This is a genomic window from Luteimonas sp. Soil_N_1 (genome assembly GCF_057656255.1).
In genome coordinates this window covers 1,280,875-1,303,494 of record NZ_JBDGKS010000001.1, presented here as the reverse complement: position 1 = coordinate 1,303,494, position 22,620 = coordinate 1,280,875, and the positions used below count along the sequence as shown (strand labels likewise).

The following is a 22,620-nucleotide window of genomic DNA, read 5'->3' as shown; positions in this document are numbered from 1 at the left end:
GCGACTCCGGACGCGAACGCATCGATACGCGCGGATCGGCGCACCTGCGGGCCCCTGTCTGCCGCGATACGCGCCCGGGCGGCGGTGGATCCGGGTCGTCTGCCCACAACGCCAGCCGCGCCCAGCGCGGCAGCACCCTGCACGTGTTGCCGCGCATTGGACAGGCGCCGAGTCGACCGGGCATGGTGTCGCGCTCCACGCAACCCCGAGGACCACCCGCATGCGCCTGATCCCGTTGATGGCGATGACCGCCCTGCTCGCCGCCTGCACGCCCGAAGCGTCCGACACCGCATCCACGGTCGAGGCCAACGCAACGCCGCCTGCAGCCGTCGAATCCGTGCCCGCGGCCGCAGCAGCTGAAAGCGACACCGCGAGCGCATCCACGTTGGCCTATCAGCGCGTCAATGACGCCATGCACGCCGGCATGGGCGCCGGCTTCACCGGCGATGCCGATGTCGACTTCATGCGCGGCATGATTCCGCATCACCAGGGCGCCATCGACATGGCCCACGTCGTGCTCGAACACGGCACCGACCCGGAAGTGCGCGCCCTCGCGCAGCAGGTCATCGCCGCGCAGGAAACCGAGATCGCGCAGATGCAGCGCTGGCTGCAGGACCGCGGCGTTGCTGTTGACGCGCCTGCTCCGGATGACGACGCGCACACGCATCACTGATGCGCTCGCGCGTTCGATACATGCGCAGGCGTCAGGAACGCGACTCGAACACCGGAATCGGCACACACCTTTTATGGGGAACGTCATGACCTGCAACATCGGCGCGATGCTTCGAGAGCGTCTCCAGCTTGCGGCGCCTGTGCCCGTCGCGTTCGAACATGGCGACGTCGATACGTTCGATGGATTCACCCGGGAACGGATCGAATACCGCGGCTTGGAAGGCGACATCATTCCAGCGTTCCTCTTCATGCCCACGACGCAGAGCACCCGAGGCGGCGTGGTGGTCTTCCACCAGCACAACGGCGAGTTCCACTTCGGCAAGAGCGAAATCGCCGGCGATGTCGGCAGCCAGTTCCAGGCCTTCGGCCCGGCGCTCGCACGTCGCGGCCTCGCAGTGCTGGCGCCGGACGCCCTCACGTTCGAGGATCGCCGCGGCAAAGTGCACGGCGTGGAGCCGCACTATTACGATTGGCTGCAGCACTACAGCGCCATGAGCTACCGCCTGCTCGACGGCGACACGCTGATGCGCAAGGGCCTCGACGACGCCCAGCGTGCGTTGAGCGTGCTGATCGACGCCGCCGGACTCGACGCACGCCGCGTCGGCATCGTGGGCCATTCGTACGGCGGCTACACCGCGCTGTACCACGCTGCCGTCGACCCGCGCTGCCGCTTCGCCTGCATCAGCGGCGCGGTCTGCAGCTTCGACACCCGACGCCGCGAAGAGACCGGCATCACCCTGTTCGAAGCGGTACCGGGCCTGGCGCAGCTGATCGACACGCACGACGTGCTGGCGGCCATCGGCCCGCGCCCGACGCTGGTCGTGTCGGGGAGCGAGGACAAATATTCGCGGGACGCGGATCAGGTCGTGGCCAAGGTCGCCGGTGACTTCATCACCGAACTGCGCGTCGAGCGTGGGCATGCGCTCGACCAGCAAAGATTCGATGCGATCGTCGACTGGCTCGTTCAAAGCGTGTCTGACTGAAGGCTTTGCGGAGACTTTCTGCGACAAACAAGCACTGCCTCAGCGAGCGGGCGCCAGATCGGGCACGCCTGCATCGCGCAGCGTCCACGCACTGAACACCGTCAAGCGCGGGCCGTTCCCCAGCACCACCACGCGCGTCCCTTTTGGCAGAACAACGCCACATGGAGAAATTGCCTCAACGCGAAACGGCGTCAAACCGCGCGACACTTTGTCGACATCGACAAGAATCCAAAGGCTGTTGCTTCGATCATCCAAGCGTTCGCCCGACGCCACACCGTGGGCGACGAGCTGGGCCGCCGCGACGCTGGGCGCCATTGCCTCGCTCGATGGCGCGACGATGCAGGCCTGTGCCGAAAGCGTCGTAAAGGACATCACTAGCAACAGAACCGCGCTCCGCGCGCGAATGCCGCGTCTGTGATCTCGACAGAGCATCTTGTCCATCCAGTAACGCTCCTGCGACAGCTCGGTGAGTGAACCTGCAAACCTCACCTGCTGATCAGGAGATCGATTTCATCTCCGAGGAGATCACGTGCCAGCCCGACGTCCCGTGGCGCGAGACCGCCGTATGGCTGGAAGCGCAGAGCGGGCCGCACCAGAATCCGAACGTGATGTCGTAGCCCCCGTCCGCCCGTCGCGTCGGCGTGCCGACGCCCATCCTCATCGCGGTGTGCTCTTGCGCGCCGCTCTCCGGCGCTCTCCATTCGGAACCAGCCAGCAGTTGCAGGCCCGTATCACCCAAAGATCGAATCGATTCCTCGGAAAGGTCGATCGGGCGATCGTCACCGGGCAAATGCAGCGAGACATACAGCGGCATGCGGTTGCTCGCCAGGTAACCGCCAGCGTCCAGCTGATGGCGTATCACCGCAATCATGACGCCCTGCAGATCGGGAGGAGGATTCAACGCTGCGTCGGCAAGGCCACGCCGCTTGTCGCGCGCATCCCGCAGTGCCCGCATGGCGTCGTCGCGCGGAGCGCACTCGCTGGTCAGCGCATGTACGCAGACCAGGCCGGAAGACTCGTTGAGCGACACGAAGAATCGCCGGTAAGCGGCGCCCTCGCCCCGTTCGATCATCATCCGCCACTCGTTGCTGGCCTGGTCGAATTCAGGTCCATTGATGGTCGAATCACCGCGTCCGGCCTTCGAATCGACCGCCGCTGATCCCACCCCCATCGCCTGCATGGCGTCCAGCAGCGGTTGCTGCGTCTGCGCATGGGCGACGCATGCAAGGAACAGCACCAGCGTGGCGATCGCCCCGCGCACACAAGCGTTCATGGTCATCACCCGATGTCTCATTGGGAGGGGGATACGGCCGCCATCGAGGCTCCAGTTCACCACACAACACCAAAGCCTGGTGGGCCTTTGGAAGAGGTGCACGCCCAAACTTGAACCTGGACCCGTGATCTCCTGATTGCACTAGTCGCTCCGGATATCGAGCCCCGCGTCCGCCAGTGCCGACAGCACGTCCACGTTCCCGACCGGCGACCCGGTCAACCGCAGGGAGCGCAGCGTGGTCATGGACCGCAGCGGTGACACATCGTCCACGCGGGTTTCTTCCAGGGTCAGCCAGCGCAGTTCGGGCAAGCCTGCGAGCACCGAGACATCGTCGACGGATGTCCTCGACAGCGTCAGTGTCTGCAGTGATGCCAGCGGCGCAAGCGTCGCCATCGCGGTGAACGGCGTGCTGGCCAGATCCAGATCCTCGAGTGCGGTCAGGCCCGCAAGCATCGAGAAGTCCCGGGCCTGCGTCCCCCGCAGCGCCAGCACACGCAGCGCCCGGTGACCCGCGATCGGCGACAGATCGTCGACGGACGTGCCGGAGATCGACAACCGCTCCAGGCGATGCAGGCCTGCGAGCGGCGACAGTTCGCTGACCCGCGTGTTGTGCATCCCCAGGATGCGAAGCGACGGCATGTTCGCCACAGGATCGATACGCGCAACGGCGGTCTCCCCGAGCGAAAGCGATTCGAGCCTGGTCAGCCCTGTGAGCGGCGCAAGGTCGACGACCGTGCTGCCGGTCAGCACCAGCCCGGTCAGCGACGTCAGCGCGGCCAGCGGGCGATAGTCCACAGTCCTGCTGTTGGCCAGCGACAGCGTTCTGAGCGTCTGCATGCCTGCCAGCGGGCCGATGTCGGTGAACGGATTGGTGCTGAGCGCCGCATCCTCGACCACCGGCAGGGTCGCGATCACCGACAGGTCGACGATCGCGTTCCCGTCCAGATTGACGGACCGCAGCAGCGGCTTGTTACGGAGGAATGAGGTGTCGCGCACGCCGCCGCGGGTGAGGCTCAGCGTGCGCAGGGACGACACCGCCCCGAGCGGGGCATAGTCACGCACCTGCGTTTCCGACAGGGTCAACAGACGCAGATCGGGCAGCGAGGCGAGTGCGGAGATGTCGCGCACGCTGCTCGACGACATATAGAGCGTCTGCAGATCCGGCAGCCCCGACAGCGCATCCACATCGTCGATCCGCGTGCCGTGGAGATTCAGCGTCCGCAGCGCGCGCAGCGACGACAGCGGCGTGATGTCGCGCACGGCTGTTTCGTAGAGGCTCAGCGTCTTCAGCGACTGCAGGCCGGACAGCGGCGACAGATCGGTGACGCCCGACCCGGTGAGATCGATGAATTCGAGCGTCTTCCACGCCGCCAGTGCGGAGAGGTCATGCAGTTGCGGCAGATGCTTGAGGTCGATCGAAGTGCCATCGAAGTCCGCATTGACGGCCACGATGTCGGACGCAGCGAGCTCCGGATTGTCCGCGGCGATGCTGGTCGCCAGCCGCGCGAGCGCATCGTTCTGCGTGGGCGGAATGTCGCACCTGGCGCGCACGGCCTCGTGGTGCACATAGCCGCTGCGCATCGCGTCGCCCTCCGCATCCAGCATGGCGACGCGATAGTAGACATGCCCTTCGGGCGTCCGCTCGGCATTCGCGAATCGGAGCCGTTGGCCGTTCGGCATCCGGGCCACGACGTCGAACCTGCTGGCACTGGGTCCTTCGCGCAGGTTGGTGAAACCGCTCAGCGCGTTGCAGACGTGCAGCGCGTCGCCACGCAGGAGCGGCGCGGCCAACGCGGACGGGGCGATCGAGATCGACAACACCGCACATGCGGCCAGACGTTCAACGCACTTCATCGCACCCCTCCCCGGAAACTGGATGTCTGCTGTCACACCCGCTTGCAACGTCGTCTACCGGGCGCGGGCCGCGACCATGGGCCGCCTGCACACGCGCGCGATCGACATGAGCGCTTGCCCGAAGGCGTCGCGCCTCAGCGCACCATCGGCAGATTCAGCCCCTGCGCTTTCGCACAGTCCCTCGCGATGTCGTAGCCCGCATCCGCATGGCGCATCACGCCGGTGCCGGGATCGTTCCACAGCACGCGGGCGATGCGTTTGTCGGCTTCCGCGGTGCCGTCGCAGACGATGACCACCCCGGAGTGCTGCGAGTAGCCCATGCCGACGCCGCCGCCGTGGTGCAGCGACACCCAGGTCGCGCCGCCCGCGACGTTGAGCATCGCGTTGAGCAGTGGCCAGTCGCTGACAGCATCGGAACCGTCCTGCATCGCTTCGGTCTCTCGGTTCGGCGACGCGACAGAGCCGGAATCGAGGTGATCGCGGCCGATGACGATCGGCGCCTTGAGTTCGCCGTTGCGCACCATCTCGTTGAACGCGAGGCCCAGCTTGTCGCGCACGCCCAGGCCCACCCAGCAGATGCGCGCCGGCAGGCCCTGGTAGGCGATGCGCTCGGCTGCCATGTCGAGCCAGCGGTGCAGGTGCGCGTCATCGGGAATCAGTTCCTTGACCTTGGCGTCGGTCTTCGCGATGTCCTCTGGATCGCCGCTCAGCGCGACCCAGCGGAACGGGCCGATGCCGCGGCAGAACAGCGGGCGCACATAGGCCGGCACGAAGCCGGGGAAATCGAAGGCGTTGGTGCAGCCCTCGTCCTGGGCCATCTGACGGATGTTGTTGCCGTAGTCGACGGTGGGAATGCCGGCGGCGTGGAAGGCGAGCATGGCTTCGACGTGCACCCGCATCGAGGCTTTCGCGGCATCGCGGACCGATTCTGGATTCGCCGTCTGTTCGGCGATCCAGCGCTCGACGCTCCAGCCGATCGGCAGGTAACCGTGCACGGGATCGTGCGCGCTGGTCTGGTCGGTGACGCAGTCCGGACGCACACCGCGCTTCACCAGTTCCGGCAGCACCTCGGCCGCATTGCCCAGCAGCGCGATGGATTTCGCTTCGCCGGCCTGCGTGTACTTCTCGATGCGCGCAAGCGCGTCGTCGAGGTCGGTGGCCTGCTCGTCGACGTAGCGGGTCTTGATGCGGAAATCGATCCGGCTCTGCTGGCATTCAATGGTGAGCGAACACGCGCCGGCGAGGCTCGCGGCCAGCGGCTGTGCACCACCCATGCCGCCGAGGCCCGCGGTGAGGATCCACTTGCCGGTCAGGTCGCCGCCGTAGTGCTGGCGCCCCATCTCGACGAAGGTCTCGTAGGTGCCCTGCACGATCCCCTGGCTGCCGATGTAGATCCACGAACCCGCGGTCATCTGGCCGTACATCGCCAGGCCCTTGCGATCGAGTTCGTGGAAGTGCTCCCACGTCGCCCAGTGCGGCACCAGGTTGGAGTTGGCGATCAGCACGCGCGGCGCATCGCTGTGGGTGCGGAACACGCCCACCGGCTTGCCGGACTGCACCAGCAGCGTCTCGTCGTCGCCGAGGGTTCTGAGCGATTCGAGGATCGCGTCGTAGCAGGCCCAGTCGCGCGCAGCGCGGCCGATGCCGCCGTAGACGACGAGGTCCTCGGGCCGCTCGGCGACATCAGGATCGAGATTGTTCTGCAGCATGCGGAACGGCGCTTCGGTGAGCCACGACCGGCAGGTCAGTTCGCTGCCGCGCGGCGCGCGGATCGTGCGGGACGGGTCGTGGCGCGAGGCGTCGGTCATTGCGGCATTCCGTTGAAGTCGATGCGGCGATTATCGCATCGCATCCCGGCGCCGACTGGTGCGCTGCGGCGTGAGCGCACGGACGCGGCCGCCCTATCCTCGGCCCGTGACGTTTCGTTTATTCATTGCCGCGTGGACGATGGCGCTTGCCGGCTGCGCCGCGCAGACCGGATCGACGCAGCCTGCCACGCCCGCTTCAAGCGAAGCGCCCGTACGCGTGCTGCTGTTCTCGCGCACCGCCGGTTTCCGCCACGATTCGATTCCGGTCGCGATCGACACGCTGCGGGCCCTGGGCGTGCAGTCCGGTTTCGCGGTCGACGCGTCCGAAGACGCGACGCTGTTCGACGACGCCGGTCTGTCGCGCTACGCGGCCGTGGTGTTCGTCAGCACGACGCGCGAGGTGCTCGATCCCGCACAGCAGGCCGCGTTCGAACGCTATGTGGGTGCGGGCGGCGGTTTCATGGGCGTGCATGCGGCCGCCGACAGCGGCTACACCTGGCCCTGGTACGGCGATCTGGTAGGCGCGTGGTTCTCGCGGCATCCCGAAGGCCTGCAGTCGGTGCGTGTGGTGTTCGAACACGACGCCGGACCGGACGGCCTGCGCGAGTGGCGGGTGACCGACGAGATCTACGACTACCGGCGCAATCCGCGGTCCTTCGTGCGGGTGACCGCGTCGATCGATACCGCCTCGCATCCCGACGGACGCATGGGCGAGGACCATCCCATCGCGTGGTGCCACCGCAATGCCGGCGGCCGCGCCTGGTACACCGGCCTGGGGCACGATCCGGCGCTGTACGCCGATCCGGTGTTCCGAGCCCAGCTGCTGCGCGGCCTGCTGTGGAGCACCGGGCACAGCGACGCCTGCTGACGCCGGAAACGGAAACGCCCGGCCGGAGCCGGGCGTTGCCTGTCTCGCGATCGATCCGATTCAGAAGATCGACGGGTCGAGCCTGCGCAGTGCGTCCTTGACGTCGGTCGAGCCGGTGCGGTCGATGTCCTCACGCGTATAGACGCGACCGCCGCCGGTGACGCACTCCTGCTCGGCACGCTTGGAGCGTGCATTGCGGGACGCCGTGATGCGGGACCCGGTCTCGCGGATGCAGAAACGATCGGCCGCACTGGTCCGCTGACCGCGGTCACGCGCCGACTCTTCTTCCTCTTCCTGCTGCTGCGCGTGCGCCACCTGACCGGCTGCGCCGAACGCAAGGCCGGCCAACAGGGCCGTCGTCCACCATGCATGTCTCATCGCGCACCTCCTGCGGTGCCAGATACCAGTGGACATACGATACGCGCGCCGGACCGTACCCGGGTTCACGGGCGTTCCATGTTCAGCCGTCGTGCGGTCCTGTCGTGCCGCTTTCATGCCGCTGACTGCGGGATGTCATGTCGTCCCGGTATCCTGCCGCGATGATTTCCGTCTCTTCTGCGCGCGCATTCGCGCTGCTTCCGCTGTTGCTGCTGGCTGCCTGCGCCACGCCGCCCGACCCGCCCACCGACCCGACGACCGCTTCGATATCGGATACCGCGGATGCGCGTCCGACCCTGCTGCTGGTCTCGTTCGACGGATTGCGCCCCGACTATCTCGGTCGCGGCGAAACGCCGCATCTCGACGCGCTCGCCGCCACAGGCGTGCAGGCATGGATGCGCCCGTCCTATCCGTCACTCACCTTTCCCAACCACTACACCCTGGTGACCGGGCTGCGTCCGGACCGCCACGGTCTGATCCACAACTCGATGCACGATGCCGCGCTCGGCGACTTCCGGTTGTCGGACCGGGACGCGGTCGGAAATGGCGACTGGTACGGCGACGGCGAACCGTTGTGGGTGACTGCCGAGAATGCTGGCCTGCGCACCGCGACGCTGTCGTGGCCCGGCAGCGAGGCACCGGTCCGTGGCGTGCGTCCCACGACCTGGCTGCCGTTCGAGGACACGCGTCCGCTCGACGTGCGCGTGGACACGGTGCTGGGCTGGCTTTCCGGCCCCGCAGCGACCCGCCCCGCCTTTGCCACCCTGTACTTCGAACAGACCGACACGGCCGGTCACAACCACGGCCCGGATTCGCCCGAGCTGCACGCGGCGTTGCGGGATGTCGACGCCGCGCTGGGGCGCCTGCTCGACGGCCTGCGCGCGCGCGGCCTGTACGACCGCGTGAACCTGGTGCTCGTCTCCGACCACGGCATGGCCGAGGTGCCACCTGGCCAGTCGATCGCGATCGAGGACATGGTCACCATGGAAGAAGCACGCGTGGTGTCCACCGGCCAGGTGATCGGCGTGATTCCGAACCCGGGCTACGAGGCCCGCGTCGAACAGCGCCTGCTTGGCGCGCATCCGCAGTACGACTGCTGGCGCCGCGGCGAGATGCCGGCGCGCTGGCATTTCGGCACACATCCGCGGGTGCCGCCGATCGTCTGCCAGATGCATCCGGGCTGGGACGCGATTCCGCGCGCGGGGCTCGCCCGGCGCGAAGGCAGGACCCGCGGCTCGCACGGCTACGATCCGGCGACACCGGAGATGCGCGCGGTGTTCATCGCGCACGGCCCGGCGTTCCGCAGCGGCGTGACGCTGGACGGGTTCGACAACGTGGATCTCTATCCGATGCTGGCGCGCCTGCTGGGCGTGACGCCCGTCGACAACGATGGCGATCCGCGGACGTTGCTGCCCGCACTCGACGACACCGCCGACTGAGCGGCCGGCGCCGACCGTCCGGACTCAGCGGTCGAATTTCGTCGACAGGATGATCGATGAGGTCGTCCGCTCGACGCCTTCGATGCACCCGATGCGATCGGTCAGTTCGTCCATGTCGGCCACCGTGGGTACCACGCCCAGCGCGATCAGATCGTAGGGGCCGCTGACCGAGTGCAGCGTGCGCACCGCATCGATCGCACGCAGTGCAGTCACCACCGGTGTGGTCTGCCGCGGACGCACGGTGATCATGATCTGCGCGCGGATGTGGCCCTGCTCGAAATCGTCGCGCACGCGCACGGTGTAGCCGCTGATCACGCCGTCGCGCTCCAGCCGCTCGATCCGGCTCTGCACCGTGGTCCGCGACAGCCCCAGGCGGCGCGCGATCTCCGCCGTCGACAGGCGCGCGTTCTCCCGCAGCAGGATCAGCAGGCGGACATCGGCGGATTCGGTGGACATAGGTGCGGCAACGGTTCGGCGATCTGCCGAAATTCTACCCATCGCTCGTCGTTCCGTCGCTTCCGTTCGACACAATCGTCCAGATAATGGAGAGACCGCCGGCCTGATCGCGCTCCAGCGTGCCCAGCGCCCGGCCCTCCCCGACGTTCCAAGGAGTGACCCGCATGTCCGTGATCCAGACCCTCGCCCCCCTGCGCGCCCATGGCGGCACCCGCCGCACCACCGGCCTGCCGGACGACGTGCTGGAACGCTTCGCCGCGACGCACCCCGAACTCGTCGAGGCCGTGCAGGCCGCCGCACAGGCGCATGCAGGCCTGACGCAGGACTTCGCCGACCTGCTCGATCTGGACGAGGACGCGCAGGCGCGCGCCGTGCAGGCGGGCTACATCAACTTCTATCCCGGCGATGCGGTGAACCCCTACGTCGCACTGAGCGCACGCGGCCCGTGGATCGTCACGCTCAAGGGCGCGGTGCTGCACGATTCGGGCGGCTACGGCATGCTCGGCTTCGGCCACACGCCGAAGGATGTGATCGCCGCGATGGCGCAGCCGGTGCCGATGGCCAACATCATGACGCCGAGTCTGTCGCAGCTGAAACTCGACCGCGCGCTGCGCCGCGAGATCGGCCATACCCGTGACGGCGGCTGTCCCTACAGCCACTTCCTGTGCCTGAACTCCGGCTCCGAATCGGTCGGCCTGGCCGCGCGCATCGCCGACATCAACACCCGCACCCAGACCGATCCGGGTGGCCGCCATGCCGGCCGCACGATCAAGCGCATCGTCGTCAAGGGCAGCTTCCACGGCCGCACCGAGCGTCCGGCGCTGTACTCGGACTCCTCGCGCGCGACCTACAAGAAGTACCTCGCGAGCTTCCGCGACGAGAATTCGCTGATCACGATCGCGCCCTACGACGCCGACGCGCTGCGCCAGGCATTCGCCGATGCGGACGCGAACGGCTGGTTCGTCGAAGCCGTGTTCCTGGAACCGGTGATGGGCGAAGGCGACCCCGGTCGTGCATTGCCGCCGGCGTTCTACGCCGCCGCGCGCGAAGTCACCCGTGCCCACGGCAGCCTGCTGCTGGTCGACTCGATCCAGGCCGGCCTGCGCGCGCACGGCGTGCTGTCGGTCGTCGACTACCCGGGCTTCGAAGGTCTCGATGCCCCGGACATGGAGACGTATTCGAAGGCCCTCAACGCCGGCCAGTACCCGCTGTCGGTACTCGCGGTGACCGAGCACACCGCGCAGCTCTACAAGAGCGGCGTGTACGGCAACACGATGACCGCCAATCCGCGTGCGCTGGACGTCGCCTGCGCGGTGCTCGCGCAGCTCACGCCCGAGGTGCGCGCCAACATCCGCGACGCCGGCCGCAAGTCGGTCGAGGCGCTCGAAGCGTTGAAGGCCGAACTGGGTGGACTGATCACCAAGGTCCAGGGCACCGGTCTGCTGTTCTCCTGCGAACTCGCGCCCCAGTTCAAGTGCTACGGCGCCGGCTCGACCGAGGAATGGCTGCGCGAACAGGGCATGGGCGTGATCCACGGCGGCACGAATTCGCTGCGCTTCACTCCGCACTTCAACATCGGCGACGACGAGATCGCACTGCTGGTGTCGATGGTCGGCAAGGCGCTGCGCGAAGGTCCGCGCCAGACGGACGCCGCCGCGGCCTGATAAGGTCTGCACCCCGCGCGGCCGGCACCGGTCTGCGTCCGCCCGGGCGCAGACGCGGCGTCCAAGTCGCGGGACGTGCCTGGAAGACGTGCACCGTCGCCCTCGATCCGCGCGCTTTTCCGACAGCGTGGTGACCATGATTCGACGTTCTGCCCTGCTCGCACTTCCGTGTGCGGCGCTTCTTCTCTCGGCCTGCGGCAGCGAGCCGTCCACAGCCTCGATGAACTCCCCGGCCGATGCCGTGCTGCTCGGCCGGGTATTCGACGCGCGCGCGGGCACGGTGATCGAACGCGGCGTCGTGGTGATCGCCGGCGAACGCATCCGCTGCGCCGGCGAACGCGAGGCCTGCAGCTGGGACGACGCGAACGCACAGCACGATTACGGCGACGGCCTGCTGTTGCCGGGACTGATCGATCTGCATGTGCACGCGCGGCCGCACTTCATCGGCGCCTTCGTGCCCGCGGGCGTGACCACCATCCGCGATGCCGGCAACACCCTCGACAACATCGCGCAGCTGCGCGGAACGCCCGGTGCGCCGCGGATCTTCGCCGCCGGCCCGTTGATCGACGGGCCCGACAGCGTGATGACACCCGACGGCCCGCGGCCGCTCGACGTCGACACACTCGGCGCACAGCCTTCGCTGACGGTAACCAACGCCGCCGAGGCCGAGACCGCGATCGCGGCGCTTGCCGAGCATGGCGTGGACTGGATCAAGCTCTATGAGCAACTGCCGCCGGACGTCTTCGACGCGGCCGTTGTAGCGGCCGCACGTCACGACCTGCCGGTGATGAGCGACCTCGGGCTGGTGGTCACGCGCGGCCTCTCGGGCGCCGACGTCGACGCCCGCCAGGCGGCTGCGACGGGCGTGACCACGCTCGAGCACATCGGCGGCGCCGCGCTGGCGTACGCACGGCTCGGCGGCGATCCCTTCGCCGGGACGCTCGACGCCGCGCACATCGATCGGATCGTCGCCGATCTCGCCGCCAGCGCGGTCGCTGTCGTGCCGACGGCCGGCAACACCGCCCAGTTCCTCGCGCCCGACAGTCTCGAGCGCGACGGCCTGCCCGGCGGCGACCGCATCGCGCCGCACTTCGACGGCTACTGGTCGCATCTGGCAGGCGTGCTCGAGCCGCCGGCCGCACACGCCCGCGCACGCGCCGACCAGCGCCTGCTCGATGCACTGCTGCCGCGCCTGCATGCCGCTGGTGTGCCGGTCGGCGCCGGCTCCGACGCGCCCGCCGCACCGTACATCGTGCCGGGCCCCGCGCTGCACCAGGAACTCGATGCACTGGTCGGCGCCGGCCTGACACCGGTGCAGGCGCTGCAGGCCGCGACGCATGTTGCCGCCGACATCCTCGGCCAGCCCGATCTCGGCCGGCTGGAAGCCGGCGCACGCGCCGATGTGCTGGTCGTCAGCGGGAATCCGCTGGCCGACATCCGCGCAACGCGGACCATCCACGCGGTGTGGGCCAATGGCGCATCCGTCGATCTCGCGCAGGCATGGAATGCGGTCGATGGCGCATTGCAGACGGCGCGCGAGGCACAGGCGGCCGAAGCCGCCGAAGGTTGAGCGAACGCGCGCGTCGGCAGGAGATCCTGCCGGCGCACGCATGACCGCGCGCTGCGTCTGTGCGGCGGACACACGTCCGGCGATGGAAGGCGCTGCACCGCAGGACTATCCTGTCGGTTCCCGAGGCAAGGATGCCCATGTCGTCGACGCACCGAACACCGCGCCTGCGCGATGACGAACCGCATGCGCTGGCCGCACTGGCGACCGCCCTGTTGCTGCCTGCCCTGATGGCGCTGTGGCTGCTGGGCTGGCGCAGCGGTCACGACACCACGCGCACGCATGCGTCCACCGTCGTCACCCGCCTCGTCTTCATCCCCACGCGCGCGGCGCCAGCATCCGTCGACACCGTCGCCGGGCGCACGGACGCCGCGCCGGTCGTCCCGCAGACGCCGCGGTCGACATCGGCGCCACGGCCCGCCGTCGCCGTGCCGGATGGGACGCATGCACCGGGCGACGAAGCGACGCTGATGCACACGCAGACGTCGGGCGTCGCACTCGATTACGGCAATCTGCTCGGCCAGGCCGAGGTGCCTGTCGCGATCGCCGAAACGCTGCCGTGGGAGCGCGCCGCTTCGCGTCCCGAAGCGGCGCCGGAGCGCTTCCGCATGCGTCGCCAGATCACACCGGCCGACGTCGTGCGCGGGTTCTCGCAGCTGATCGGCCTGTGGCCGCCGGGCTATACGGAAAGTCCATGCCCGGCGCTGCGGCGGACCATCGACACCCTGTCCCAGGCGCCGTCGCTCAGTACGCGCGACCACGCACTGCTGCAGGACGCGGTACTGGCGCGGTCACAGTACTGCGCGTAACCGCACAGGCGGCTCGCACCGCGAATGCTGCCTCTCTCCGGACGACGCTCAGCGTGCTGCCGCGTCGATCGTGGCGCGAATCAGCGCGCGCGCTTCGTCCGCACTGCCCCAGCCCGACAGTTCGACGCGCTTGCTGCCGGCCGGCAGATCCTTGTAGACGCGGAAGAAGGCTTCGATGCGCTCGCGCTCCATCGCCGGCAGGTCGTCGAGCGTGCGCATCCCGGCGTACGTGGGATCCACGTCGTCGGCCGGCACCCCGATGATCTTCTCGTCGGGCTCGCCGCCGTCGATCATCCGCAGCACGCCCAGCGGACGGAAGCGGATCAGCACGCCCGGATACAGCGGCGCGCGCGTCAGCACCAGCGCGTCGAGCGGGTCGCCGTCGCCGGCATGCGTGCCGGGCATCGAGCCGTAATTCGCCGGGTAGGCCATCGGCATCGACAGGAAACGGTCGACGAAGATCCGGCCTTCGGCATCGCTCTCGTACTTGGTGAACCCGCCGGCCGGAATCTCGACCAGCAACACCGCTTCGTCCGGCGCGTTCGCCGGCTGGCGATCGTGCGCGGGCGGTGTCGCGGCGTGCGCTGCGAGCGACATCACGCAGGCAAGCGCGGCAGCCAGCACCGTTGCAGACATGCGATTGCGCATACGCGTCACTCCCAGCACCGGTCGGCGCGGCCCTTGAGCGTTGCGTCGCGCGCGCAGTCGCGTGGTGCGATGCGGCCCTCGGTGATCTCGTGCAGTGTGCGGGTCTCCAGCGTGGCGCCACGGATCTCGAACGCGTCGTAGAGACGGCCTGTGGTGGTGCGCGATTCGTAATGCAGCGTGTCGCCGTCCAGACGGATGACCTGGAACAGCTGGGTGTCTTCCGCTGTCGGCGCCATGTCGCGGCGGGCGCCGTCCGACAGGCGGTACTGCTTCGCGCCGACCACCGACACCAGGTACTGCGGCGTCGCGCGCGACGCGTCCTCACCGGGGCGACGCCCGTAAACGTGGTCGTGACCCTGCAGCACCAGATCGACGCGGCGGCGGTCCAGCACCGGCAACACATGTTCGCGCAGGGCGACGTTGTCGCGATCCTGGCGCGGCGAATACATCGGCTGGTGGATCAGCGCGATCGACCAGGGATGCGGATTGGCGGCGAGCGTGCGATCCAGCCAGGCGGCCTGCGCTTCGGCCGTACCGAGATCGAGCGCGGACGTGCCGTCGAGCACCACCACGCGCACGCCCTGGTAGTCGAACCAGTAACTGGTCTTCTCCGCGCCGGGCGCGCCATTGGCCGGCAGCGCGAAGGTGCGCGGCCAGTGGCCGCCGAGCACGCGACGCTCCTGCGGAGTGTCCTCGAATTCTTCCCAGTACTCGTGATTGCCGGGCGCCGGCGCGTTGACGACCATCGTTGCCAGCGGGCCGACCGCGTCGAACCACTCGCCCCACTCGTTGTCGTCTTCGCCGTCGCCGCCACTGACCAGATCGCCGGCGAACAACGCGAGCTTCGCGTCGGGCGCATGCCGGTGCGCTTCGCGCAGCACCCGCGTGCTCAGGCTGGCGTTCTTGTTCTGGGTGTCACCGAAGTACAGCAGCGTCAGCGGCGCGTCGGCAGCGGCTGCGGTGCGCGTCTGCATCCAAGGGCTCCAGGTGCCGCCGCCCTGCACACGCCAGGCATAGAGCGTATCTGGCTGCAGGCCATCGACTTCGGCGCGATGGAACTCCGCGCTGCCGTTCTCGCTGTCGAGGGTCGTGCTGCGCGCGGCAACCCGGCGACGCGGCCCCATGTCCGGCGAGTCGCCGGCCACCACGATTTCCACGACCAGCGCATCGACGACCGGCGATGCGTCGACCGGCACTGCCGTGCGCCACGACACGCCAAAGCCCGTCGATGCGTCCTGCGCCGGCGACGCGACGATGCGGTCGGGAAACACGCTCGGCGCGTAGCGCATGATGCCTTCAGGCACGAGCGTGTTCGGCTCGACGCGTGTTTCGCCAGCCGCCATGCCATGAAGCGGCATCGCGAGCAGCGCGGCGCTCAGCAGCAGAAGACGGGGCAGGCGTACGGGCAGCGCGTGTGTCATGGGTGGTGTGTCCTTGTGTAAAGCCGCATCCGACGGTTGCGAAGGCATCGCAGGCGACGGATGTCGAAAGATTCTGCGTGGAGAGGTGAGGTGGCGATCGCCACGCCACGGTCGTATCGATGTCGCGGGACCGTCATGCGTATCGACACGGGGCGTCATGATCGCCGCGCGAGGTTGCAGGCACGTTGCATGCGCACCGCGACATCGCACTGACGCGCCACCACAACAGAACTGTCATCGAAGCGTCGCAAGATGCCGACCCCGGGGGAACGGGGCGTCGCCGATACGCGACGCACGCCACAACGCACACACGCAACGCACGCCGCCTGCCGCGACGTGACGGCTGCGGCTTCGCCATGCCCCCGGCACACGCATCTTCCATCGGAGTCCCCATGTCACCCAGTCGTACCGTCCTTGCCGCGGCCATCGCCGCCACGCTCGCCCTGGCCTGCCCGCAGCCCGCCACCGCACAGCCGTCGAGCGTCGACACGATCGCCGCCATGGCGAACACGATCGTCGGCAAGGTCAGCGAAGCCTCGCGCGGCGTGTCGCTCGAAGGCGCGATCGTCACCGTCGACGGCCGCCAGGTCAGCACCGACCGCGAAGGCTTCTTCCGCGTGACCGGCCTGGCCCCGGGCCGCTACCCGCTGCAGGTCGACTACCTGGGCTACACACGCCACCAGTCCGACGTCGAAGTCGGCGACACGCGCGGCGCACAGATCGAAGTCACGCTGCGCAGCACGGTCGCCGCGACCGACATGGGCGTGGTCGAAGTGCGCGCCAGCCGCGACGCGCAGGCCATGGCGCTCAACCAGCAGCGCGCCTCGACCAACTACGTCAACGTGGTCTCGGCCGATCTGCTCGGCCAGTTCCCGGACAACAACATCGCCGAATCCACGCAGCGCATCCCGGGCGTGTCGATCGAACGCGACCAGGGCGAAGGCCGCTACGTCACCATGCGCGGCGCGCCCAAGGAATTCACCACCGTCACCATCGACGGCGTGCAGCTGGCCAATCCCGACGCCACCAGCCGCGGTGTCGAGCTCGACACCATTCCCGCCGATGTCATCGCCGCGCTCGAAGTCACCAAGGCGATCACGCCGGACATGGATGGCGATGCGATCGCCGGCAACATCAACATCCGCACCCAGAGCGCGCTCGACCGCGAGGACCTGACCCTGCGTGCGTCCGCCGCCGGCGGCAAGTACCAGCTCGGCGACGGCGACAACCAGCGCTACAACGCCACGGTCGGCCATCGCTTCGGCGCGGAAGGCAACTTCGGCGTGCTGATCTCCGGCTCGCTCAGCAAGCAGGAACGCTTCACCGACAACGTCGAAGCGCTGTACGAAGACGTGGACGGCGACATCCTGCCGACCGTCGTCGAGATCAAGGACTACGAGGGCACGCGCACGCGGACCGGTCTGACCGGCCGCTTCGACTACCGCATCAACCCCGATCACCTGCTCTATCTCGTGGCTTCGGACGCCAACTTCGAGGACCGCGAATTCCGCGACACGCTCGCCATCGAACTCGAGCGTCACGAAGCGGGCTCCGACGAACGCTCCGGCGTGGCCGGGCGCGCGACCTTCGACAAGGAGCTGCGCGAGCGCACGTACGACAAGTCCATCCGCACCTACAACCTCGGCGGCGAGCACTACCTGGGCGACCAGTGGCGCGTCGACTGGCAGGCCGCGCAGAGCAAGGCCACCAAGACCACGGAACCGCGCGACCAGTACGTGTTCCGCTCCTCGGTGCGCCCGCGGATGGCCTACGACTACAGCAACCCCGACTTCCCCGTCTGGACGATCCTGGGACGCGCGGACGCACCGGCGACGGGCGTCAACCTGCCCGAGAACTGGTACCAGTTCCGGCGCCTCAACGAACGCTACGAGTACAGCGAGGAAAGCGAAGACAGCTTCCGCGTCGACTTCTCCCGCGCGCAGAATTTCGTCGGCGACACCGGCGACCTCCGGTTCGGCGTGCGTGCACGACTGCGTGACAAGCGCTTCGACGACGAACGCCATCGCAACGGCAGCGCGGCCGACTTCAACGCACTGGGCATCAGCTACTCGGACATGCTGTGCGACAGCGTGTCGAACAACTTCGACTACTTCCTGACGGGCCGCCGCTTCTGCCGCGACATCTTCAACAAGTACGCCGACCCGCTGCGCGAGAGCGACAACCACGCACGGCTGGACGCCGCCTCGATCACCGGCGACTACACCGCATCCGAAGACATCTACGCCACCTATGCGCGCGTCGACGCGAACTGGGGCGACCTGACGATGATTGCCGGTGCGCGCTACGAGCGGACCGAGCTGGAAGGCACCGCCACCTCGCTGCGCTCCGATGCAGACGGCAACATCATCGAAGTCACGCCGGTCACCGCCAGCCGGACCTACGGCCACGTCCTGCCCAGCCTGCACCTGCGTTACGAGTTCTCGCCCGACACGATCCTGCGCACGTCGTATTCGACGGGCCTCAACCGCCCGGACTTCATGCACACCGCGCCGTACCGCATCCTCGGCGAGAACGCATGGAACGACATCCAGGTGGGCAATCCCGAGGTCAAGGCCGCCTACGCGCACAGCTTCGACGTTTCGTTCGAGCACTACCTCCGCCCGCTGGGCCTGGTCTCGGCAGCGCTGTTCTACAAGCGCATCGAGAACCCGCTGTTCGTCGCCAACAGCACCGAACTCTGGCAGGACGTGCCGCAGGCCGATGGCACCACCGCGGACGTGCGCCAGCGCATCACCCGGCCGGAGAACGGCGAGAACGGCCGCATCTTCGGTGCCGAGCTGACCTGGCAGCAGACCTTCGACATGCTGCCCGGCGCGCTCGACGGCCTGGGCATCTATGCGAACTTCACCTATGCCGATTCCGAAGCCGAGCTTCCGTTCGGCCTCGGCAAGACCGAACTGCCCGGCACATCACGCACGAACTACAACGTCGCACTGACCTACGAGAAGTACGGCCTGAACGCACGAATCGCGTACAACTACCGCTCGAAGTTCATCCAGGCTTTCGACGTGAGCAATACCGCGCTCAACGTGTACTGGGACGACCGCGCCAGCCTGGACCTCTCCGCCAGCTACCAGCTGGGTGCGGGCTGGGCCGTGTTCGGCGAGGCCAACAACCTCCAGGACACCCGCCAGGTGCGCTTCCAGGGTCAGCGCAACCGCGTGCTGGAAATGGAAGGCTTCGGCCGCTCGTGGCTGGCCGGTGTGCGCTACCAGTTCTGATCCATCGCAGCACCCTGTGTGACGAGGGGCCGGCCTGTCCGGCCCCTCTACGTTCCGGAGACGGAGGCGCCTGCTGCGGAGTCGCATGCGATCCTATGTGCATCGTTTCCGCACAGGTCCTGCCATGAAAACCGTCGAAGTCCGCCATCCGCTGGTGCAGCACAAGCTCGGCCTGATGCGCCGCGCCGACAACAGCACCAAGACCTTCCGGGAACTCTCGGCTGAAGTCGCAACGCTGCTGACCTACGAGGCCACGGCGGATCTGGAAACCGAGGATGCCGAGGTCGAAGGCTGGGCCGGCACCGTGCGCGTGCGCCGCATCAAGGGCCGCAAGATCACCCTGGTGCCGATCCTGCGCGCCGGCATCGGCATGCTGCCGGGCGTGCTCGATCTCATTCCCGCGGCCAAGGTCAGCGTGGTCGGCATCAAACGCGACGAGGATTCGCTCGAAGCGGTGCCCTACTACGAGAATCTCGTCGGCGACATGGCCGATCGCACCGCGCTGATCCTCGATCCGATGCTAGCGACCGGCGGCACACTGATCGCGACGGTGTCGATGCTCAAGGCCGCGGGCGCGAGCCGCATCAAGGGACTGTTCCTGGTCGCGGCACCTGAGGGCCTGAAGGCACTCGAGGCGGTGCACCCGGATGTCGAGGTCTACACCGCCTCGATCGATGAACGCCTCAACGAGAAGGGCTACATCCTGCCGGGACTCGGCGATGCCGGCGACAAGATCTTCGGCACGCGAGTCGACTGAAGCACGAGAACAAAGCACGAGAACAGGCGCGCGCGAACGCGCGCCTGCGCAAACACCCTCAGGGGACGATCATCGCCCCGGCGACGAAACGCCAGATGCCGAAGGCGGCCATCGCGAACAGCGTCGCGAAGGTCAGCAACGCGCCGGTGCCGCGGCCGAACGAATACCCCGCCGAACCGCCCAGCCCGATCGCATGCAGCACGCGCGCGACCAGAAGTGCGATGCCGAACGTCCACAGCAGCGTCGTGTTGACGGCCGCCAGTTCCAGCAGCGCCAGCAACAGCAGGCCGAGCGGAACGTATTCGATGAAGTTCGCGTGCACCCGGACCTTGCGCGACAGGGTCTCGTCGCCGCCTGTGCCGATCCCGATCTTGTGCACGTTGCGGTGCAGGACCACACGAACCGTCAGCACCAGATAGAGCAGCACGTGCAGCGATGCGATGAGAAGCGAGATGCGTGGCGTCATGGTGTCGTCTCGAAGGCGTGGTGCAGGGAACGCGCGGCGAGTGCCGCGGCGGGTTGGCAGGTGCTGGAGCGGCGGGCGTCATCACGCACGACCTGCGCCAGTATGGTTTCAGGAGCGCAGATCAGGAACAGAGACGCGTGCCGCGGCCGGCGCGTTGCAGGACACCGGTCCGGTGCGAGGGAAATGCTCCGGATCGACCTCCGCGTCATGACGCCTCCCGCGCCGGATGTGTGCGCGATTCCAGGCGCAGCCGCTCAGCGCGCGACGGGTTCCACCTTCGCCGAACCCACCGGATTGCGCGGATCGCTACCGCCGGTGAGCGTGCCGTTCGCGCGATTCCATTCGATGGTCTGCAGGTTGCCCCAGACGTGGCTGGACCCGCGACCACCCGCAGCGCGATCGCCGGGCAGATCGACGGTGTGGCCCATCGCGCGCAGCTTGGCCGCGGTGTCGGCGGAGAACGCGTCGGATTCGGCCGAGATCGTGTCCGGCATCCACTGGTGGTGGTAGCGCGGCAGCGCGGCGACGGATTGCGCATCGAGGCCGGCGTCGTAACCGAGGATGCCCAGCAGCACCATCGTGATGATGCGACTGCCACCGGGCGTGCCGAGCACGGCGACGCGATCGTCGGAAACGAGGAAGGTCGGCGTCATCGAACTCAACGGGCGCTTGCCCGGCTTCGGCGCGTTCGCATCGAAACCCATCACGCCGAACGCATTCGGCACGCCGGGCTGCAGGGCGAAATCGTCCATCTCGTTATTGAGCAGCACGCCGGTGCCGGGCGCGACGAGGCCGCTGCCGAACAGCAGGTTGACCGTCTGGGTGACCGCGGCGCGGTTGCCGGCGGCATCGACGATCGAGAAGTGCGTGGTCTCCTCGTCTTCCAGCGGCGTGGGATCGCCCGACAGCAGATCGCTGGGCGTCGCCTTGGCCGGATTGATCGTCGCGCGCAGGCCGGCGGCGTAGTCGCGGCTGAGCAGCATGCGCTGCGGAATCTTCACGAAGTCCGGATCGCCCAGATAGAAGGTGCGGTCGCGGAACGCGCGGCGCATCGACTCGACGACCAGGTGCGTACGCGCGGCATTGTCCAGTTTCGTCAGATCCCAGGGCTCGAGGATCTGCAGCATCTGCGCCATCGCGATGCCGCCCGACGACGGCGGCGGCGCGGTGACCACGTCCCAGTCGTGATAGCGGAACCGGATCGGCTCGCGTTCGACCACCTTGTAGGCGGACAGGTCCGCAGCGGTCCATTCGCCGCCTTCTGCATTGACGCCGGCAACGAGCTTGGCGCCCGTTTCGCCACCGTAGAACCCGTCGAAGCCGCGCTCGGCCAGCAGGCGCAGGGTGTTCGCGAGATCGGGCTGGCGGAAGGTGTCGCCTTCTTTCGGCGCCTGGCCATCGGCAAGGAACACTGCGCGCGTGCCGGGGTAGCGCTCCATCACCGCGCGACGCGACTGGTAGCCGCGCGCGAACCGCGCGTAGACCGGGAAGCCTTCCTCGGCGATGCGGATCGCCGGCGCCAGCGACTTCGACAGCGGCAGCGCACCGTAGGTCTCGGCGATGTGCACGAACGCCGCAGGCAGGCCCGGAATGCCGGCCGACCACGGGCCGTTCTCGGCGCGGTCGCGGTCGAAGCTGCCGTCGGCCTTGCGATAGCGATCCGACTGCGCGCTGGCCGGCGCGGTCTCGCGCGCGTCCACGAAGATGTCGCGTCCGGTTCTGGCGTCGTGCAGCAGGAAGAAGCCGCCGCCGCCGAGGCCGGACGAGATCGGCTCGACCACCGACAGCACCGCCGAGGTCGCGATCGCCGCGTCGAAGGCATTGCCGCCCTCGCGCATGACCTGCAGGCCGGCCTCGGTCGCCAGCGTGTGCGCGGACGCAACCGCATTGCCGGGCGGCGTCGCCGTGTTCTGCACGGCGCTGGCCGCAGGCGCGTCCGGCGCACGGACGTCGCGTGCACAGGACGGCGCGATCGCGAGCAGCAGCATCGACAGCAGCAGCGCCGGCATGCCGGCGAACGCGAAGCGGGAACGGCTCATGACGCCTCCTGCTGCAGGCGCGCCAGCTTGGCGAGCAACTGCACCTGGGTTTCAGGGATATCAGGATCGGGGTCGATGCATTCGACCGGGCAGACGACCACGCACTGCGGCTCGTCGAAGTGACCCACGCATTCGGTGCAGCGCGCCGGATCGATGACGTAGATCGTCTCGCCCTGGGCAATCGCCTGGTTCGGGCAAGCCGGCTCGCACACGTCGCAGTTGACGCAGAGCTCGTTGATCTTCAAGGACATGTGCGCATTGTAGAGCGTGCGCCGT

At 68.1% G+C, this 22,620-nt stretch carries 20 protein-coding genes; 9 read left to right on the top strand and 11 right to left on the bottom strand.

The window, feature by feature from the left end; all coding sequences use genetic code 11:
- Positions 1 to 220: 220 nt before the first annotated feature.
- Together copM and AC3A4E_RS06000 are read left to right on the top strand one after the other, a co-directional pair.
- The gene (copM, locus tag AC3A4E_RS06005; RefSeq protein WP_487630621.1) at positions 221 to 673 is read left to right on the top strand and encodes a CopM family metallochaperone; all 453 of its coding nucleotides are present in this window, start codon (positions 221 to 223) and stop codon (positions 671 to 673) included.
- A gap of 85 nt (positions 674 to 758) precedes the next feature.
- Positions 759 to 1,655, top strand: coding sequence for an alpha/beta hydrolase family protein (locus AC3A4E_RS06000; protein ID WP_487630620.1), 897 nt, complete (start codon positions 759 to 761; stop codon positions 1,653 to 1,655).
- A gap of 39 nt (positions 1,656 to 1,694) precedes the next feature.
- On the opposite strand, the gene AC3A4E_RS05995 is transcribed toward AC3A4E_RS06000, so the two are convergent.
- From AC3A4E_RS05995 to hutU, 4 genes are all read right to left on the bottom strand, one after another.
- Positions 1,695 to 2,096, bottom strand: coding sequence for a hypothetical protein (locus AC3A4E_RS05995; RefSeq protein WP_487630619.1), 402 nt, complete (start codon positions 2,094 to 2,096; stop codon positions 1,695 to 1,697).
- Positions 2,097 to 2,151: 55 nt separating this feature from the next.
- On the bottom strand, positions 2,152 to 2,934 hold the full coding sequence (locus AC3A4E_RS05990) for a hypothetical protein (RefSeq protein WP_487630618.1): 783 nt from the start codon (positions 2,932 to 2,934) through the stop codon (positions 2,152 to 2,154).
- A 135-nt stretch (positions 2,935 to 3,069) separates the two neighbouring features.
- The gene (locus tag AC3A4E_RS05985) at positions 3,070 to 4,782 is read right to left on the bottom strand and encodes a leucine-rich repeat domain-containing protein (protein ID WP_487630617.1); all 1,713 of its coding nucleotides are present in this window, start codon (positions 4,780 to 4,782) and stop codon (positions 3,070 to 3,072) included.
- A 134-nt stretch (positions 4,783 to 4,916) separates the two neighbouring features.
- Positions 4,917 to 6,590 carry a urocanate hydratase gene (gene hutU / locus AC3A4E_RS05980; protein WP_487630616.1) on the bottom strand — a complete coding sequence of 558 codons (1,674 nt, stop codon included), beginning with the start codon at positions 6,588 to 6,590 and terminating at the stop codon, positions 4,917 to 4,919.
- A 106-nt stretch (positions 6,591 to 6,696) separates the two neighbouring features.
- Between hutU and AC3A4E_RS05975 the strand changes: the two genes are divergently transcribed.
- Positions 6,697 to 7,458 carry a ThuA domain-containing protein gene (locus AC3A4E_RS05975; RefSeq protein ID WP_487630615.1) on the top strand — a complete coding sequence of 254 codons (762 nt, stop codon included), beginning with the start codon at positions 6,697 to 6,699 and terminating at the stop codon, positions 7,456 to 7,458.
- 60 nt (positions 7,459 to 7,518) lie between these two features.
- Here AC3A4E_RS05975 and AC3A4E_RS05970 read toward each other — a convergent pair whose 3' ends face one another.
- The gene (locus AC3A4E_RS05970) at positions 7,519 to 7,836 is read right to left on the bottom strand and encodes a hypothetical protein (protein ID WP_487630614.1); all 318 of its coding nucleotides are present in this window, start codon (positions 7,834 to 7,836) and stop codon (positions 7,519 to 7,521) included.
- Between the two features lie 161 nt (positions 7,837 to 7,997).
- Here AC3A4E_RS05970 and AC3A4E_RS05965 point away from each other — a divergent pair, with 161 nt between their 5' ends.
- Positions 7,998 to 9,275, top strand: coding sequence for an alkaline phosphatase family protein (locus tag AC3A4E_RS05965; RefSeq protein WP_487630613.1), 1,278 nt, complete (start codon positions 7,998 to 8,000; stop codon positions 9,273 to 9,275).
- Between the two features lie 24 nt (positions 9,276 to 9,299).
- Here AC3A4E_RS05965 and AC3A4E_RS05960 read toward each other — a convergent pair whose 3' ends face one another.
- Positions 9,300 to 9,731: an Lrp/AsnC family transcriptional regulator gene (locus tag AC3A4E_RS05960; RefSeq protein ID WP_487630612.1), complete on the bottom strand. Its 432-nt coding sequence runs from the start codon at positions 9,729 to 9,731 to the stop codon at positions 9,300 to 9,302.
- A 164-nt stretch (positions 9,732 to 9,895) separates the two neighbouring features.
- Between AC3A4E_RS05960 and AC3A4E_RS05955 the strand changes: the two genes are divergently transcribed.
- The 3 genes from AC3A4E_RS05955 to AC3A4E_RS05945 all read left to right on the top strand — a co-directional run bounded on the left by AC3A4E_RS05955 (position 9,896) and on the right by AC3A4E_RS05945 (position 13,771).
- The gene (locus AC3A4E_RS05955) at positions 9,896 to 11,395 is read left to right on the top strand and encodes an aminotransferase class III-fold pyridoxal phosphate-dependent enzyme (RefSeq protein ID WP_487630611.1); all 1,500 of its coding nucleotides are present in this window, start codon (positions 9,896 to 9,898) and stop codon (positions 11,393 to 11,395) included.
- Positions 11,396 to 11,531: 136 nt separating this feature from the next.
- On the top strand, positions 11,532 to 12,965 hold the full coding sequence (locus tag AC3A4E_RS05950; protein ID WP_487630610.1) for an amidohydrolase family protein: 1,434 nt from the start codon (positions 11,532 to 11,534) through the stop codon (positions 12,963 to 12,965).
- Between the two features lie 137 nt (positions 12,966 to 13,102).
- Complete coding sequence (locus AC3A4E_RS05945; RefSeq protein WP_487630609.1) at positions 13,103 to 13,771, top strand: hypothetical protein; 669 nt, start codon at positions 13,103 to 13,105, stop codon at positions 13,769 to 13,771.
- A 48-nt stretch (positions 13,772 to 13,819) separates the two neighbouring features.
- Here the strand turns inward: AC3A4E_RS05945 and AC3A4E_RS05940 are convergent, their stop codons facing one another.
- Both AC3A4E_RS05940 and AC3A4E_RS05935 read right to left on the bottom strand, forming a co-directional pair.
- Positions 13,820 to 14,419, bottom strand: coding sequence for an inorganic diphosphatase (locus AC3A4E_RS05940; protein WP_487630608.1), 600 nt, complete (start codon positions 14,417 to 14,419; stop codon positions 13,820 to 13,822).
- Between the two features lie 5 nt (positions 14,420 to 14,424).
- A complete protein-coding gene (locus AC3A4E_RS05935; protein WP_487630607.1) occupies positions 14,425 to 15,840 on the bottom strand; it encodes a purple acid phosphatase family protein in 1,416 nt (471 codons plus the stop codon).
- Between the two features lie 392 nt (positions 15,841 to 16,232).
- Here AC3A4E_RS05935 and AC3A4E_RS05930 point away from each other — a divergent pair, with 392 nt between their 5' ends.
- Entirely contained in the window at positions 16,233 to 19,082 is a 2,850-nt protein-coding gene (locus tag AC3A4E_RS05930) for a TonB-dependent receptor (protein ID WP_487630606.1), read from the top strand.
- A gap of 124 nt (positions 19,083 to 19,206) precedes the next feature.
- Positions 19,207 to 19,839 carry a uracil phosphoribosyltransferase gene (upp, locus tag AC3A4E_RS05925; protein ID WP_487630605.1) on the top strand — a complete coding sequence of 211 codons (633 nt, stop codon included), beginning with the start codon at positions 19,207 to 19,209 and terminating at the stop codon, positions 19,837 to 19,839.
- 58 nt (positions 19,840 to 19,897) lie between these two features.
- Here upp and AC3A4E_RS05920 read toward each other — a convergent pair whose 3' ends face one another.
- From AC3A4E_RS05920 to AC3A4E_RS05910, 3 genes are all read right to left on the bottom strand, one after another.
- Positions 19,898 to 20,305, bottom strand: a complete 408-nt coding sequence (locus AC3A4E_RS05920; protein ID WP_487630604.1) for an MAPEG family protein — start codon at positions 20,303 to 20,305, stop codon at positions 19,898 to 19,900.
- 254 nt (positions 20,306 to 20,559) lie between these two features.
- The gene (ggt, locus tag AC3A4E_RS05915) at positions 20,560 to 22,344 is read right to left on the bottom strand and encodes a gamma-glutamyltransferase (RefSeq protein ID WP_487630603.1); all 1,785 of its coding nucleotides are present in this window, start codon (positions 22,342 to 22,344) and stop codon (positions 20,560 to 20,562) included.
- Complete coding sequence (locus AC3A4E_RS05910; RefSeq protein ID WP_232115790.1) at positions 22,341 to 22,595, bottom strand: YfhL family 4Fe-4S dicluster ferredoxin; 255 nt, start codon at positions 22,593 to 22,595, stop codon at positions 22,341 to 22,343. The genes ggt and AC3A4E_RS05910 overlap by 4 nt, the downstream gene beginning before the upstream one ends.
- Positions 22,596 to 22,620: the final 25 nt, after the last annotated feature.

Bases quoted from the DNA above. Each gene is read 5' to 3' on its own strand.
- AC3A4E_RS05930 (WP_487630606.1), top strand. From the start codon at position 16,233: ATGTCACCCAGTCGTACCGTCCTTGCCGCGGCCATCGCCGCCACGCTC.
- AC3A4E_RS05935 (WP_487630607.1), bottom strand. From the start codon at position 15,840: ATGACACACGCGCTGCCCGTACGCCTGCCCCGTCTTCTGCTGCTGAGC.
- AC3A4E_RS05950 (WP_487630610.1), top strand. From the start codon at position 11,532: ATGATTCGACGTTCTGCCCTGCTCGCACTTCCGTGTGCGGCGCTTCTT.
- AC3A4E_RS05920 (WP_487630604.1), bottom strand. From the start codon at position 20,305: ATGACGCCACGCATCTCGCTTCTCATCGCATCGCTGCACGTGCTGCTC.
- AC3A4E_RS06000 (WP_487630620.1), top strand. From the start codon at position 759: ATGACCTGCAACATCGGCGCGATGCTTCGAGAGCGTCTCCAGCTTGCG.
- AC3A4E_RS05995 (WP_487630619.1), bottom strand. From the start codon at position 2,096: ATGGACAAGATGCTCTGTCGAGATCACAGACGCGGCATTCGCGCGCGG.
- AC3A4E_RS05910 (WP_232115790.1), bottom strand. From the start codon at position 22,595: ATGTCCTTGAAGATCAACGAGCTCTGCGTCAACTGCGACGTGTGCGAG.
- AC3A4E_RS05960 (WP_487630612.1), bottom strand. From the start codon at position 9,731: ATGTCCACCGAATCCGCCGATGTCCGCCTGCTGATCCTGCTGCGGGAG.
- copM (WP_487630621.1), top strand. From the start codon at position 221: ATGCGCCTGATCCCGTTGATGGCGATGACCGCCCTGCTCGCCGCCTGC.
- AC3A4E_RS05940 (WP_487630608.1), bottom strand. From the start codon at position 14,419: ATGCGCAATCGCATGTCTGCAACGGTGCTGGCTGCCGCGCTTGCCTGC.
- AC3A4E_RS05965 (WP_487630613.1), top strand. From the start codon at position 7,998: ATGATTTCCGTCTCTTCTGCGCGCGCATTCGCGCTGCTTCCGCTGTTG.
- hutU (WP_487630616.1), bottom strand. From the start codon at position 6,590: ATGACCGACGCCTCGCGCCACGACCCGTCCCGCACGATCCGCGCGCCG.
- AC3A4E_RS05945 (WP_487630609.1), top strand. From the start codon at position 13,103: ATGTCGTCGACGCACCGAACACCGCGCCTGCGCGATGACGAACCGCAT.
- AC3A4E_RS05985 (WP_487630617.1), bottom strand. From the start codon at position 4,782: ATGAAGTGCGTTGAACGTCTGGCCGCATGTGCGGTGTTGTCGATCTCG.
- upp (WP_487630605.1), top strand. From the start codon at position 19,207: ATGAAAACCGTCGAAGTCCGCCATCCGCTGGTGCAGCACAAGCTCGGC.
- AC3A4E_RS05990 (WP_487630618.1), bottom strand. From the start codon at position 2,934: ATGACCATGAACGCTTGTGTGCGCGGGGCGATCGCCACGCTGGTGCTG.
- AC3A4E_RS05955 (WP_487630611.1), top strand. From the start codon at position 9,896: ATGTCCGTGATCCAGACCCTCGCCCCCCTGCGCGCCCATGGCGGCACC.
- ggt (WP_487630603.1), bottom strand. From the start codon at position 22,344: ATGAGCCGTTCCCGCTTCGCGTTCGCCGGCATGCCGGCGCTGCTGCTG.
- AC3A4E_RS05970 (WP_487630614.1), bottom strand. From the start codon at position 7,836: ATGAGACATGCATGGTGGACGACGGCCCTGTTGGCCGGCCTTGCGTTC.